General features: G+C 32.0%; 15 protein-coding genes and 1 tRNA gene. 2 read left to right on the top strand and 14 right to left on the bottom strand.

What is annotated here, in order from left to right; translation table 11 throughout:
- Window positions 1–553 precede the first annotated feature (553 nt).
- The 6 genes from ACM595_RS01260 to ACM595_RS01235 form a co-directional block, all read right to left on the bottom strand.
- Window positions 554–2911, bottom strand: a complete 2358-nt coding sequence (locus ACM595_RS01260) for a heavy metal translocating P-type ATPase (RefSeq protein ID WP_258848388.1) — start codon at window positions 2909–2911, stop codon at window positions 554–556.
- 192 nt (window positions 2912–3103) lie between these two features.
- The gene (locus tag ACM595_RS01255; RefSeq protein WP_011303341.1) at window positions 3104–3418 is read right to left on the bottom strand and encodes an ArsR/SmtB family transcription factor; all 315 of its coding nucleotides are present in this window, start codon (window positions 3416–3418) and stop codon (window positions 3104–3106) included.
- Window positions 3419–3558: 140 nt separating this feature from the next.
- On the bottom strand, window positions 3559–3960 hold the full coding sequence (locus ACM595_RS01250; RefSeq protein ID WP_232010407.1) for an IS3 family transposase: 402 nt from the start codon (window positions 3958–3960) through the stop codon (window positions 3559–3561).
- Between the two features lie 60 nt (window positions 3961–4020).
- Complete coding sequence (locus ACM595_RS01245) at window positions 4021–4467, bottom strand: IS3 family transposase (protein WP_080588846.1); 447 nt, start codon at window positions 4465–4467, stop codon at window positions 4021–4023.
- The gene (locus tag ACM595_RS01240) at window positions 4428–5111 is read right to left on the bottom strand and encodes a helix-turn-helix domain-containing protein (protein WP_115338579.1); all 684 of its coding nucleotides are present in this window, start codon (window positions 5109–5111) and stop codon (window positions 4428–4430) included. Before ACM595_RS01240 ends, ACM595_RS01245 begins: the two co-directional genes overlap by 40 nt.
- Before the next feature lie 85 nt (window positions 5112–5196).
- Entirely contained in the window at window positions 5197–5304 is a 108-nt protein-coding gene (locus tag ACM595_RS01235) for a putative holin-like toxin (protein WP_115338580.1), read from the bottom strand.
- Between the two features lie 474 nt (window positions 5305–5778).
- Between ACM595_RS01235 and ACM595_RS01230 the strand changes: the two genes are divergently transcribed.
- Window positions 5779–6267 carry an AAA family ATPase gene (locus ACM595_RS01230; RefSeq protein WP_081324772.1) on the top strand — a complete coding sequence of 163 codons (489 nt, stop codon included), beginning with the start codon at window positions 5779–5781 and terminating at the stop codon, window positions 6265–6267.
- Window positions 6268–6294: 27 nt separating this feature from the next.
- On the opposite strand, the gene ACM595_RS01225 is transcribed toward ACM595_RS01230, so the two are convergent.
- Window positions 6295–6459 (bottom strand): YolD-like family protein, encoded by a 165-nt coding sequence (locus ACM595_RS01225; protein ID WP_419744418.1) that lies wholly within the window; start codon window positions 6457–6459, stop codon window positions 6295–6297.
- A gap of 193 nt (window positions 6460–6652) precedes the next feature.
- Between ACM595_RS01225 and ACM595_RS01220 the strand changes: the two genes are divergently transcribed.
- Window positions 6653–7699, top strand: coding sequence for a tyrosine-type recombinase/integrase (locus ACM595_RS01220; RefSeq protein WP_069821913.1), 1047 nt, complete (start codon window positions 6653–6655; stop codon window positions 7697–7699).
- 52 nt (window positions 7700–7751) lie between these two features.
- On the opposite strand, the gene ACM595_RS01215 is transcribed toward ACM595_RS01220, so the two are convergent.
- The 7 genes from ACM595_RS01215 to ACM595_RS01185 form a co-directional block, all read right to left on the bottom strand.
- Window positions 7752–7825: transfer RNA gene (locus tag ACM595_RS01215), tRNA-Arg, on the bottom strand.
- Window positions 7826–8113: 288 nt separating this feature from the next.
- On the bottom strand, window positions 8114–8623 hold the full coding sequence (locus ACM595_RS01210) for a YfcE family phosphodiesterase (RefSeq protein ID WP_002483627.1): 510 nt from the start codon (window positions 8621–8623) through the stop codon (window positions 8114–8116).
- Window positions 8620–9204, bottom strand: a complete 585-nt coding sequence (locus ACM595_RS01205) for an XTP/dITP diphosphatase (RefSeq protein ID WP_002483628.1) — start codon at window positions 9202–9204, stop codon at window positions 8620–8622. Before ACM595_RS01205 ends, ACM595_RS01210 begins: the two co-directional genes overlap by 4 nt.
- Window positions 9205–9206: 2 nt before the next feature.
- Window positions 9207–10016 carry a glutamate racemase gene (gene racE / locus ACM595_RS01200; protein ID WP_041080350.1) on the bottom strand — a complete coding sequence of 270 codons (810 nt, stop codon included), beginning with the start codon at window positions 10014–10016 and terminating at the stop codon, window positions 9207–9209.
- A gap of 209 nt (window positions 10017–10225) precedes the next feature.
- The gene (gene sdhB / locus ACM595_RS01195) at window positions 10226–11047 is read right to left on the bottom strand and encodes a succinate dehydrogenase iron-sulfur subunit (protein WP_002483630.1); all 822 of its coding nucleotides are present in this window, start codon (window positions 11045–11047) and stop codon (window positions 10226–10228) included.
- A gap of 2 nt (window positions 11048–11049) precedes the next feature.
- On the bottom strand, window positions 11050–12813 hold the full coding sequence (gene sdhA, locus ACM595_RS01190; RefSeq protein WP_002483631.1) for a succinate dehydrogenase flavoprotein subunit: 1764 nt from the start codon (window positions 12811–12813) through the stop codon (window positions 11050–11052).
- 44 nt (window positions 12814–12857) lie between these two features.
- On the bottom strand, window positions 12858–13469 hold the full coding sequence (locus tag ACM595_RS01185; RefSeq protein WP_011303381.1) for a succinate dehydrogenase cytochrome b558 subunit: 612 nt from the start codon (window positions 13467–13469) through the stop codon (window positions 12858–12860).
- Window positions 13470–13765 lie beyond the last annotated feature (296 nt).

Below are 13765 nucleotides of genomic sequence, written 5' to 3'. Positions count from 1 at the left end.
TACAATATCTTTTTGTTAATTACTTTTTGGTTATTGCGAGTCTTATATATAAATAAATGTCTTAGAGTCAAAATAGCTTAACTTATAAACAATTTAAAAACTCATAGTAGATTGTCCACTAAGTATTTTCATATATATGACCACACTATGATTTATGTGTTCAATGAATTACTAAAATATTATAAAACTGCTTGCTTATATAATTTGTTGATATTTTTGTGTTGTTTTAATTTGTATATTGAAAAAAGGGCAACACACATAAGTTTATCGCCCAATTGAGCCCGTTAAAAAGACGGTTCCTGAAATTTATAGTTAAAAAATAACCATCAACCTGCCAAATAAACCACTACCGTCAAGGTAGACACCTTAAATATAAAATTAATTATTTAGATACGTTCCAGAGTTTGGCAATAATTTGTGAAATTACAGAACGTATCTTTTATTTTTATAATAATTTCACTTAATATAGAAGTAAATACAAAAGCTAGAACAGCATTTACTGTTCTAGCTTTTGTATTAGTTAATATTATTTCATTCAAACTGTTGGACAAACTTATAATAAATTGTTTTTCTTAATTCTTAATAAGCGCAATGAATTTAGTATAACTAATATCGCTGCGCCAGTGTCGCTTAATACGGCTAACCAAAGTGTTAGTAACCCAGGGAATACTAAGATAAAAGCAATCATTTTAATAATAATAGAGAAATATATATTTTGTTTAATTATATTCTTAGCTTTGTTACTAATAGTGATAGTGTCTGTTAGTTGATGTACATTATCTGACATTAATACAACATCTGCTGTTTCCATTGCAGTATCTGAACCAATAACGCCCATTGCAATACCAACTTCGCTTTGTGCTAAAGCAGGGGCATCATTGATACCATCACCAATCATTCCTACACGATAGCCTTTGCTTTGTAAATCTTTGATAGCTGATAATTTATCTTCAGGCATTAACTCAGCATAAACCTCTTTGATACCTGAAAGTTGCGCTATTTTATGTGCAGTTCCTTTATTATCACCTGTAAGCATTATAGTATTTTTAATATTACTTCCATTTAATTGTTGTAATGTTTGCTTAATATCCGACCTTAATGGGTCTTCAACAGTAATAAAGCCATGGATTTTATCTGCTGTTGCAATAATAATAACTGTATATCCTTGTTGCTCATATGAATATATTTTTTCTTTATAATTTACAATATTTTCATTTATAGATTCGATTAACTTTATGTTTCCTGCATAAATATTATTATGGTCAATTTTACCTTTAATACCTCGTCCAACAATATTTTCAAAATCAGTAACATCGTATGTTATAGATTTAAATTGTGAGACATAATCAACAATTGCATTGCTAATTGGATGCGTTGAGTATGATTCTAAACTTAGCGCAATATTCAAAAACATTTCTTTGTCAGATTCGATTGTTTTAATTTCTGAAACTTTTGGGCGTCCTTCAGTCAGCGTTCCAGTTTTATCAAAAGCTAAAGCTGAAAGTGTACCTAAAGCTTCCAAATGGTTGCCACCTTTGATAAGTACACCCTTTTTTGCTGCGCTACCAATCCCAGTAACAATAGCTACAGGAGTCGAAATAACTAGTGCACACGGACATGCTATGACAAGTAGTTCAAGTCCTTTATAAAACCATTCTCCCCATGTTCCTAAAGAAAAAATAGGAGGGATTACCATTACTAATAATGCTAATATGAATACAATGGGTGTATAAATTTCAGAAAACCGGTCGATAAAAGCTTGTGTAGGTGCTTTGTTTTCTTGTGCTTCTTCAACCATATGAATGATTTTAGACAGTGTGGTATCTTTAACTAATCTTGAAACACGTATTTTTAAAGTCCCGTTTTCATTAATAGAACCTGCATAAGCTTCTTCATTTATCGTTTTGTCTACAGGAATAGATTCACCAGTTATAGGTGCCTGATTTAAGCTTGAATATCCTTCTATAATCGTACCATCTAGTGGTACTCGATCTCCTGGTTTTACAAGTAAAATTTCTCCAATACTAATATCTTTTAAGTTTTTTGAAATTATCCCCGTCTCTGTTACAACGTTTGCTTCTGCTGGTGTAATATCCATTAACGATTGAATAGAATTTCTTGTTTTATCTATAGAAATAGTTTGTAATAAAGTGCCAATAGTAAATAGTAAAACGACGATTGCGCCTTCAAAAAACTCACCAATTAATATGGCACCAATAACAGCTACAGACATTAAAACATTCATATCTAAACTCTTAGATTTAATAGCATAATAGGCACTTTTTAAGGGTTTTATACCACTGACTACAATAGCTATGATATACATCAAATTAGTTATCCAAATGGGTAGTGATACCATAGATGAAACAATACCAAGGATAAGAAATAGTGTTGATATAATAGGCTTACTAAACAAACGCCACTTTGTATTATTATTTTTATTACTGGATTGTAATGTAGCAGAATAACCGATTTTAGAAACTTCTTTTTCAATATTTTTAGTTTGATTGCCTTCAAAATCAATCTGCATTTTTCCAGTTGAAAAACTAACTTGTGTGTCATTTACATAGGGTAAATTGTTCAAATGTTTTTCAATACTTTTAGCACAACTACCACAATCCATACCTTCTATTGAAAATATTGTATAGTTTTGATTGCTATCATTTTCTTCGATACCATAACCCAATTTTTTTAGTGTTTGAGTCACTTGATTAATACTACTTTGAGATTTTAGTCCAACGCTTAATTTACTTGTAGAAAAATTAACTTTAGGATTAGTTACATCGTCTAAAGGTCTTAACGCTTTTTCAATGGTTATTGCACATGAACTACAATCCATACCTGTTACTTTAAAATTATAATTTGAAAATGGGGTGGCTACTTCATCGTCTTCTTCAGAACTATTACTCATAGCATTACAAGAAATGTTATGAGTTGAATCGATGCTTTCACCGTTATTTGTACAGCATTCGTCATTTTGATTTGCTACCTTAGGCTCATTACTACAACACTTATTTTCGTTAACTGAGTTACTTGTACAACAAGTATTAGATTCAGCTTTATTATTACAGCAATTAGTACTCATTTAAGTCATCTTCTTTCGTTATATAGTATGATACTGGCAACTTTGAATATCATCTTCAGTATTTTCAACTACAGAATCAATAAGTTTAAGCAGTTCTAAAATTTGATTGTTTTTTATTTGGTAATAAACGTATTTACCTTCTTGTCTAGAATTAACCAAACCACACCCTTTGAGACAAGATAAATGTTGAGAAATACTAGATTGACTTATTTGAGATTGTTTAACAATCTCATTGACAGTCATTTCTTTCGATTTAAGTAGCTCTAATATCATCAAACGTACTTTATTAGAAAGACCATGTATAAAATGTGCTTTTAACTCAATATCATGCATTTAATCACCTCATATTACCTAAAACTAATATAAATAACATATTACCATTTGATAATATGTTATTCAATCCTTTTTATAATGTTAATTAGAATTTCGTTTGTCCTAATTAATTTTATTAGTTAGTCTGTAATTATTCTTTCTTAAGATACGTTCCTATATTCATTTGGTGTTAGTCCATCAAATTTTGGAACATATCTTTTATTCATATAATAATTAATATATTCACTGATGCCTGTTTCAAGATCTTCATATGTGCTGAATTGATTTCTATAGTAATATTCTGATTTTAACGTACCCCAAAAAGCTTCTATCGGTTGATTATCTAAACAACTTCCTGCTTTTGACATACTAATTTTTACGTTATGTGTATCTAAATAGTTCTTGTAATGTTTAGAAGTGTATTGAAAACCTCTGTCACTATGTAAAACTGTATTAGATGCATCATTATTTTGTAAGGCTAATTTCAATATGTCCATAACCAATTTTAAATCATTACGCTTACTCACTTTATAAGCAATTATACTTAAATCATACCTATCAATTATAGCGCTAATATAAGCTTTTTGACCTTTTCCATAATTTAAGTAACTAATATCTGTAAACTATTTTTGATTTGGTTTATTGGCTTCAAAATTTCTATTCAATATATTTTCAGCTGTGAAATGTGGTTTGATTCTAGTCCAATTAGGACGTTTTTTTCTGATTTGTGCTTGTAAACCTAAAATTCGCATAATTCTTCTAATACATTTTATATTAACATTTAAATTGCACTCTCTTTTTAAAGCGTAATGTATCCTTACTACACCGAAGGTTTCTTTAGAGTTCTTAAATATACGCTTAATTTCTTTTGCAATTAATTTAGAGCGTTTTTCATTATTAGAAATTTCTTTATTACACCATTTATAATAACCACTACGGCTGACTTCTAGACGCTCGCATAACATTTTAATACTGTAATTTTGTTCTCTGTTGAGCTCAAATATCATTTGATATAAATGTTCTTTATGACCTAATGAAAATGATTGTTTCGATACTTGAACTCTTGCCACTTTTTTACGATTGCTTTATCCATTTCTAAGTATTCTATTCTTGTTTTTAGTTTTTTATTTTCTAATTTTATTAGTTCTATTTCAGATAATTCTTGTTTTTTATTTTTTCCACGTTTATCTTTTAATCCATCTATACCATTCTTTTTATAGCTCTTCACCCAATGGTATATTTGATGGTAGGAAACACCATATTCCACGGAAGCCTCTTGATAGTTAGAATTTTTAGCTATGACATTTTCAGTAATTTCAATACGTTCAGATAAAGTTGTTTTTCTTGATTTATTCATAGTGGAAAACCCTTTCCCTGTGTGCTTGTTAGATTTTCCCTTTTTATAATTTCTTAACCACAATTTTAAAACTGATATAGGGCTAATATTATACTTGTTAACAACTTTATACAGTGGAATATTCCTTTCTAACACATCTTCTATAGCTATTGCTTTAATCTCTGCAGAGTATTTATTTCTTTTACTAAAAGGTTTTAATCCATCTACACCATAAGCTTTATATCTTCTTACCCATTCTTGTAATGTAGCGCTAGAAACTCCATTATTTTTTGCTGTACTATATCTAGATATATTTCCATCAACTATATCTTCAACTATTTTAATATGCTTTTCTAAACGCATCTTATTTGTAGTCATAAAAAATACACTCCCCTAATTATAGTTCACTTTTTATATTTAAAGTGTCTACTTTTAGGGGAGTGTATCAAAAAAGTTGGGATGGTTATTTTTTATGGCTTGATTTAACAAATGTGATTGCTATACCTAACAAGGTAACGATGAATGTACCGAAACCTAACATTAAGTACGGCACTTCTACAATTGAAACCAAACAAGACGTCTCCTTTCTAAAGATTTTGTCGGTACTTTCATAAGCACCACCTCACTTTATACTGAGATTAGCCACCATCTATCCAACTTACTCACCTTAATCTGCTTTCTTCAAATCTTTCCATTTCGCTTACTATCCCGCTTACATTAATTCTATAAAAAAAGAACCTTGCAAGCGCAAGATTCTTAATTGAATAATATGTAATTTATTCTTTTAGTGTCCTGGGAGACCAAAGTTAAACTTTAGAGGTTAGACGAAAAGCGCATAACTAAAGCATTTCGCTACCTTTACTTTCGGTGCAAACAGAAAGAAACCGAACTATTTTGACACGTATTTGACACGTGACCCCATCCACCTATTCATATAAATGAGCGGGTGGGTTGTTTGTTAATATACTTTTGATATAATCAGTATCAACATAAGAAGAACTCATTTACACGCTTTTCAAAAAAAGAAATTCGGGGGTACATAAATTTGAATAATTTAGGAACTTTATATTTTTTATCAGGGAAAATGGGAGCCGGAAAATCAACTAGATCTAAAGAAATAGAACAAACTGAAAATGCAGTTTTATTGTCTGAAGATGAATGGTTAGAAAAATTATATCCAAATCAAATAAATGATTTTGATGATTACTTAAGTTACTCAAAGTTAATAAAACCATTATTGAAAGAGCACATCCAGCGAATTTTAAAAGTCGGTAGTAATGTAGTATTAGATTTTCCAGGTAACACTAAAACTCAAAGAAAATGGCTATTAAGTGTAGCTTCAGAAATTAATGCAAATCATCAATTAATTTTTCTCAATATAAGTGATGATAAATGTTTGAAACAAATTAATATAAGACGTAGTGAAGAACCAGAAAGAGAACAATTCGATACTAAAGAAACTTTCGAATATGTTTCTAGTTTCTTCGAACCCCCTGAATTTTCAGAAGGTTTAAATATTATAGAAATCAAATAGTTAACCCCATCTATTCATTTAGGTGGGCTACTTTATATCCACAATATCCTTTAAATTAATCTTACTTAAACTAGTTTCTTCATATAAATAGAGTAACTGTGTATGAACATCTACTTTGTGTATGTAACCCTGTATTGTTTGTATATAACCTTTCACAAAATAGCGAACTTCTATCGCTGGATCATTGTACATTTTAAATATCAATACGATATATCTAAATATTTAAGATGTTATTTTGTTGATGGAAAAGAAATCCAAAATGACAATCCAAAATGTTTACTGTATTATGATTCAAGTATTTTATAGCTTTATATACAAATTATACACCAACGGGCAGTCCCTACTGCCCTATATATTTTTATCTTTTTTAGGAGGAATGAATAAAATGGCAACATTTACAGTAACGAAACGAAAAAACAAATCGTCAACTTCATGGCAATACGATGTGAAAGATTCAAGTTTCAAGTCGGGTAAAAAGCGTAAGTCTGGTTTTAAGACTAAAGCAGAAGCTACTTATGAAGCGCAACAATTGATTAGAGATATTGAAGACGGGAACAATATAGAAGATAACAAAAGGTTTGAAGATTATTATAGAGATTGGTTGATAGCGAATGGGAAAAATAAACTTGGTGAGAAACAACAATATTGGTATGATCATGCACTTGATTTATTTCTAACTCATTTTGGTGAAGATATTCTAATTAAAAACATTACTAGAAATGAATATCAAAAGTTTATTTCTAATTATGCAAATGGCAGAACATCAGAAACAGTTAGAAAAGTACATTTGTATATATCTAGTTGTATTAAAGATGCTATATATGATGGCTATTTAAAGAAGGACCCAACTTATAAAATGAATTACAAAGGTACTAAATTACCTAAAAAAGAAAGTGTTAAGTTTCTTACAATATTAGAGTATGAGCAGTTAAGAAAATATTTCAAAAGGAAAGATGATAAGAGTACACTTGTGTTATATATTCTTTTGATAACTGGTGCGAGGTTTTCAGAAGTAAATAGAATGACTTATAAGGACTTATATTATAAACCTGGTTTAATTCATTTGCCTGGAACTAAAACAGAAAACGCAGATAGAGAAATAGAAATATCTGACACTGATTTAAGCTACATTAAAAAAGCAATTTCAAAACAACCACAAAAGATTAATGGTGATTTATTTGGATTATCTCAAACTGCTATATCTAAAGTGTTTAAAAAAGCAAAAAACGAATTTAATATCAAAGATGAAATCACACCTTATTCATTAAGACATACGCATGCTAGTTACCTTATTAGTAAAGGAATATCGATTGAATATATTAGTAAAAGATTAGGACATGCAAGCATAGCCATTACACTTGATGTTTATACACATTTACTTGATGAACATAAAAAAGAGCAAGGTCAACGTGTCAGAGAATTATTCTCTTGACACATATTTGACACTCACTCTCTTGAAACGTTGTCACAACAACGGGTTATAGTGTCCTGGGAGGGATTCGAACCCCCGACCGATGGCTTAGAAGGCCATTGCTCTATCCAGCTGAGCTACCAGGACATATTGTTTTTGAACACAAAAATAATTATATCTAACTTAGTGCTATAAAGCAATACTCCAAGCGCTAAAAATAAATATGATTTTTCACTTTAATGGACTTTTTATCATCTTTTCTAAATATATTTTAAAATTCTAATTAAAAACTAAGTTATCTCATTTGCTTTTACTGATCAATGATTATCATAAAGCAGCACTATAAGAAATCAAATACGTGTATATTTGATTTCTTACTTCTGCATATTGAAAGCAAATTTTCGTATTAACATAACCATCGTATGTATTTAACGATTAGATTTCAAAAGTTTCACTATCAATGACCTTATGATCACGATTGTAAAAATTCAGTACTACTTCCTTACTTTGTTCATCAATAACTAATTCTGCATACGTTTCTTCAATATTGCTTCTCGATTGTGATATACTTCCTGGATTAATTACGTGTACGCCAGCGATATTTTCATGTTTAGCCACGTGTGTATGACCGTAAAAAGCAAATTGACAACCTAATGATTTAGCCTGTTCAGCAAGTTGCATGCGTGAACGATTCACATTATAAAGATGGCCATGCGTATAAAAAGCTTTAATACCATCTATTTCTATAGTCTCTTCATTAGGAAATTCAGGATAAAAATCTGTATTTCCTTTAACTCTATAAAAATGACTTAGTTCACTATCATCATATGCAAATTCTGAATCGCCTAAATGAATTGCAACATCAATATGACTGTGATGATTTATAACATCAAACAGCACACCTTGCTCTGTGTGATTATCACTAACTATAATCCATTTTGTCATGATTCATCACCTTCTAAATATTGTCGTAATTTTTCTATTGCTTTACCTCTATGACTGACTTCACTTTTTTCTTCTGCAGAAAGCTGTGCCATCGTTTTGTTTTTATCATCTAAGTAAAAAATCGGGTCATAGCCAAAGCCATGTTCACCTATTTTACTCAATGTAATCTCACCTTGTACGTTACCTTTAAATTGTACAGTTTCCTCACCTGGCGTACTCATACTAATCACACATACAAACTGTGCGCTTCTGTCTGTTTCACCACCAAGCTGGGTTAATAATTTATCGATATTGGCATCGTCGTCTTTATCGGTACCAGCATAACGCGCAGAATAAACGCCTGGTTCTCCACCTAAAGCAAATACTTCAAGTCCACTATCGTCAGCAATCACGCGTTTATTCAATACTTTTGCAGCAGCTTCTGATTTCAATTTAGCATTTGCTTCAAATGTATCTCCCGTTTCTTCAACATCGAAATCTTCTATAATTTCAGCTATACCTATAACATTAAAATCTGGAAATATAACTTTAAAATCGTTAATTTTACCTTTGTTCGTCGATGCAATTACAATATCTTCCATTGTTATGTCTCCTGTTCTTTTAAGTCTATTTTTTCAACGGTAGCACTTATATTTAACCATTCTGTTATGATACGTTCTATATATTCTGTTTCACCAGTCACGAAAAAACGATGTTTAGGTTGACGTTGATAACCAGCATGTTCATTACTAAATGTTAGTAAAGCACTGACTTCACGAGCAGTTTCTAGCCCAGAAGAAATCACTGTCTTCTCTCCACCAAAATAATCATTAATAGGTTGGTAAAGCAATGGATAGTGTGTGCAACCCAGAATAACTGTATCTGCATTGCTATTTCGCCAGTGTTTTAAATTTTGATGAATAATAATACTAGTAATGGTTGGGTCTTTATAACGCATTTGTTCTACCATAGGTGCGAAACTTGGACATGCTATACCTGTCACTTCAACGTTCGGGTTAATTGCCTTAATATGATGTCTATATGCTTCTGATTTAATTGTACCTTCTGTTCCTAAAATTAAAACATCATTATTTTTTGTTGTCATAATCGCTGTACGTGCGCCCGGTTCAATGACACCTATCACTGGAATCGGTAAAATATTTTGTAAATGGTTGAGTGCAACGGCTGTTGCAGTATTGCAAGCAATGACTAGCATTTTTATGTCAAAGGTCATTAGCTTTTGCGCTAATTCAGTAGTAAATTGTCTTACTTCAGATCCTTCTCTAGATCCGTATGGACAACGTTCAATGTCGCCTAAATAATATATTGTTTCATTTGGTAGTTGACGCATAATTTCCTTTGCGACTGTTAGACCGCCAACACCTGAATCAATTACACCAATTGGTTTTTCCATATTCAATTACATCCTTACTTATCATCTTCTACTTTATTGTAGCATAGACCTGTTTTTATTATCATTTAACAACACTGTCATTTATTAATAATTTTTAGTATGTATCCTTTACTAAACAAAATATATAACCTATCGTACTTTATTTTATAAAAAAAGACCTAGCATTTGTACTAAACAAATGCTAAGTCCTATTTATTTAATTTGAGCTTTTATTGTACTTGGTGATCTGAACCAAAGAATGATTTGAACATATGGAATGATGTTTCTCTATTTAAAGCAGCGATAGAAGTTGTTAAAGGAATACCTTTAGGACAAGCATTTACACAGTTTTGTGAATTACCACATGCTTGTAAACCGCCACCACCCATTAGTGCTTCAAGTCGTTCATCTTTAGTCATTGATCCTGTTGGATGCAAGTTAAACAATCTAACTTGAGAAATTGCTTGCGCACCAACAAAGTCATTTTTCTTAGTAACGTTAGGGCAAACTTCCAAACAAACACCACATGTCATACATTTAGATAATTCATATGCTGTTTGTCGTTTTTTCTCTGGCATACGAGGGCCTGGTCCCAAATCATACGTACCGTCAATTGGTACCCAAGCTTTCATACGTTTCAAGTTATCAAACATTCTAGTACGATCAACTTGTAAATCACGAATGACTGGGAACGTGCTCATTGGCTCTAATTTAATTGGTTGTTCCAATTGGTCAACAATCGCAGAACAAGACTGTCTTGCTTGACCATTGATAACCATAGAACAGGCACCACACACTTCTTCTAAACAGTTCATATCCCAAATGACAGGTGTTGTTTTCTCACCTTTACTGTTAACTGGGTTACGTCTAATTTCCATTAAACATGCAATCACGTTAAGATTTTCTCTATATGGAATTTCAAATTCTTCCATATAAGGTGTTGATTGATCCGTATCTTGACGTTTAATAATTAATTTAATTGTTTTTTGGCTAGGTTGTTGATTTTGTTCGTTTTGTTCAGGAGCATCATGTACTTCTTGAGTATCTGCCATAATTATTTACCTCCTTTTGAAACACTAGAATAGTCACGTTTACGTGGTGGTATCAAGCTAATATCTACAGGCTCATAAGTAAACTTAGGCGCCTCTGTTTTACCTTGATATGTAGCTAGTGTTGTTTTTAACCATTCTTCATCATTTCTATCTGGGAATTCTGGTTTATAATGCGCACCACGAGACTCATTTCTGTTGTATGCACCGATTGTAATCACTCTTGCAAGCACTAACATATTCCATAATTGACGTGTAAAGAATACCGCTTGGTTACTCCAAGTTTGCGTATCTTCGATATCTATATTTTGATAGCGTTCCATCAATTCTACAATTTTTCTATCTGTTTCTAATAACGCTTTATTTTCACGAACAACTGTGACATTCGCTGTCATAATTTCACCAAGTTCTCTGTGAAGTTTATACGCATTTTCAGTTCCTTTCATATTCAGTAAGTGATCAAATTTTTCTTGTTCTTCTTGTACACGTTTTTCATAAAAACTTTGATCTAAATCTGTATATGAATCTTCGATATTTGAGATGTATTCAACCGCATTTGGTCCTGCAACTGTTCCACCATATATCGCTGATAATAATGAGTTTGCACCAAGACGGTTACCACCATGTTGTGAATAATCACACTCACCAGCTGCAAATAAACCTTTAATATTTGTCATTTGATCGTAGTCAACGTATAGACCACCCATTGAATAGTGAACTGCTGGGAAGATCTTCATCGGAACTTTACGAGGGTCATCACCAGTGAATTTTTCATAAATTTCAATAATACCACCAAGTTTAATATCTAACTCATGTGGATCTTTATGTGATAAGTCTAGATATACCATGTTTTCACCATTGATACCTAATTTTTGGTTAACACATACATCAAAGATTTCTCGCGTTGCAATATCACGAGGTACTAAGTTACCGTAATCAGGGTATTTTTCTTCTAAGAAGTACCATGGCTTACCATCTTTATATGTCCAAATACGACCACCTTCACCACGTGCTGACTCACTCATTAATCTAAGTTTGTCATCTCCAGGAATTGCGGTCGGATGAATTTGAATAAATTCACCGTTTGCATACATTGCGCCTTGTTGATATACAATAGAAGCTGCTGAACCTGTATTAATCATTGAGTTAGTCGTTTTACCGAAGATAATACCAGGACCACCTGTTGCCATAATGACTGCATCTGAACCAAATGATTCAATCTCTGATGTTGTCATATTTTGAGCAACAATACCTCTCGCCATATTATCGTCATCTTTAACGATACCTAAGAACTCCCAACCTTCATACTTTGTAACTAAACCATCGACTTCAAAGCTACGAACTTGTTCGTCCAAAGCATAAAGTAATTGTTGGCCAGTTGTCGCACCAGCATACGCTGTTCTGTGGTACATCGTTCCACCAAAACGTCTAAAGTCTAATAAACCTTCTTTAGTTCTATTAAACATTACACCCATACGGTCTAGTAAATGGATAATCTTTGGTGCAGCTTCCGTCATTGCTTGAACTGGCGGTTGATTTGCCAAAAAGTCTCCACCATATACAGTGTCATCTAAATGTACTGATGGTGAGTCCCCTTCACCTTTTGTATTTACCGCTCCGTTTATACCACCTTGTGCACAAACAGAGTGTGATCGTTTAACAGGAACAAGTGAGAACAAGTCAACGTGTGCGCCTTGCTCTGCTGCTTTAATTGTTGACATCAGACCGGCAAGTCCTCCACCGACAACAATAATTTTCTTCTCTGCCATATATGTCACTCCCTCAAATATATATGAAACTTAGTTATAATTCTTTATAAAAATGCTAAGATTGCACTGATTCCGATATAAGAAACAACTAGGAATACAACAAGTGAAACCCAAGTGAAAATTTGTTGAGATTTTTTAGATTGTAAAACACCCCAAGTAACTAAGAATGACCATAAACCATTCGCAAAGTGGAATGTTACTGCTAATAAACATACAATGTAAAAAATTAACCAAAATGGATTCGTCACAATGTCATGAACCATGTCAAAGTTCACTTCATGTCCTAACGCACGTTGGATACGTGTTTGCCATAGATGAATTGCTACAAAGATAAATGTTATGACACCAGTCACACGTTGTAGTAAAAACATCCAGTTTCTAAATGCAGAATAATGCCCTACATTCTCCTTTGCCGTAAAGGCAATATGTACGCCGTAAACCGCATGATACAGAATTGGAATATAAATAACGATAAATTCCACTGCAATTAAAAAAGGTATAGATTCCATAAATCCAGCTGCCTTGTTAAACGCGGCCTCACCTTGTGTTGCCTGATGGTTAACAAGTAAATGAACTAATAAGAATCCACCTATTGGTATTACGCCTAGCAAAGAATGTAAGCGTCTTAAATAGAATTGATTTTTCGAATATGCCAAAAGGAAGTCCCCCCTGTGAAACAGATAATTTTTTTGGATTTCTTTTTTTACCGTACAAAGTAATGGCAATTTTCATATAAACCTTATGAACAATGATTTTTTTGTGACGTATGTTTTTTACAACACAATAACATTGCATAATTATTTAAACATCACTGCATTTTTGAGACGTTGTAGTTTACAGTTTAAATAAAAGGCTGTTGAGAACATTCTCAATTAGAAAACGCTTCCATATACTTGTAAAAAAAGAACTCCTGTTATTTGTTATTGTAACACTAATTAAATAGAAATTGGGC

The organism is Staphylococcus sp. LKG3-1 (assembly GCF_048568385.1).
In the GTDB taxonomy this organism is placed as follows: Bacteria; Bacillota; Bacilli; order Staphylococcales; family Staphylococcaceae; genus Staphylococcus; species Staphylococcus saprophyticus.
This window is presented reverse-complemented; position numbering and strand designations above follow the sequence as displayed.

Bases quoted from the DNA above. Each gene is read 5' to 3' on its own strand.
- sdhA (WP_002483631.1), bottom strand. From the start codon at position 12,813: ATGGCAGAGAAGAAAATTATTGTTGTCGGTGGAGGACTTGCCGGTCTG.
- ACM595_RS01260 (WP_258848388.1), bottom strand. From the start codon at position 2,911: ATGAGTAATAGTTCTGAAGAAGACGATGAAGTAGCCACCCCATTTTCA.
- racE (WP_041080350.1), bottom strand. From the start codon at position 10,016: ATGGAAAAACCAATTGGTGTAATTGATTCAGGTGTTGGCGGTCTAACA.
- ACM595_RS01210 (WP_002483627.1), bottom strand. From the start codon at position 8,623: ATGACAAAATGGATTATAGTTAGTGATAATCACACAGAGCAAGGTGTG.
- ACM595_RS01205 (WP_002483628.1), bottom strand. From the start codon at position 9,204: ATGGAAGATATTGTAATTGCATCGACGAACAAAGGTAAAATTAACGAT.
- sdhB (WP_002483630.1), bottom strand. From the start codon at position 11,047: ATGGCAGATACTCAAGAAGTACATGATGCTCCTGAACAAAACGAACAA.
- ACM595_RS01255 (WP_011303341.1), bottom strand. From the start codon at position 3,418: ATGCATGATATTGAGTTAAAAGCACATTTTATACATGGTCTTTCTAAT.
- ACM595_RS01225 (WP_419744418.1), bottom strand. From the start codon at position 6,459: ATGTACAATGATCCAGCGATAGAAGTTCGCTATTTTGTGAAAGGTTAT.
- ACM595_RS01220 (WP_069821913.1), top strand. From the start codon at position 6,653: ATGGCAACATTTACAGTAACGAAACGAAAAAACAAATCGTCAACTTCA.
- ACM595_RS01240 (WP_115338579.1), bottom strand. From the start codon at position 5,111: ATGACTACAAATAAGATGCGTTTAGAAAAGCATATTAAAATAGTTGAA.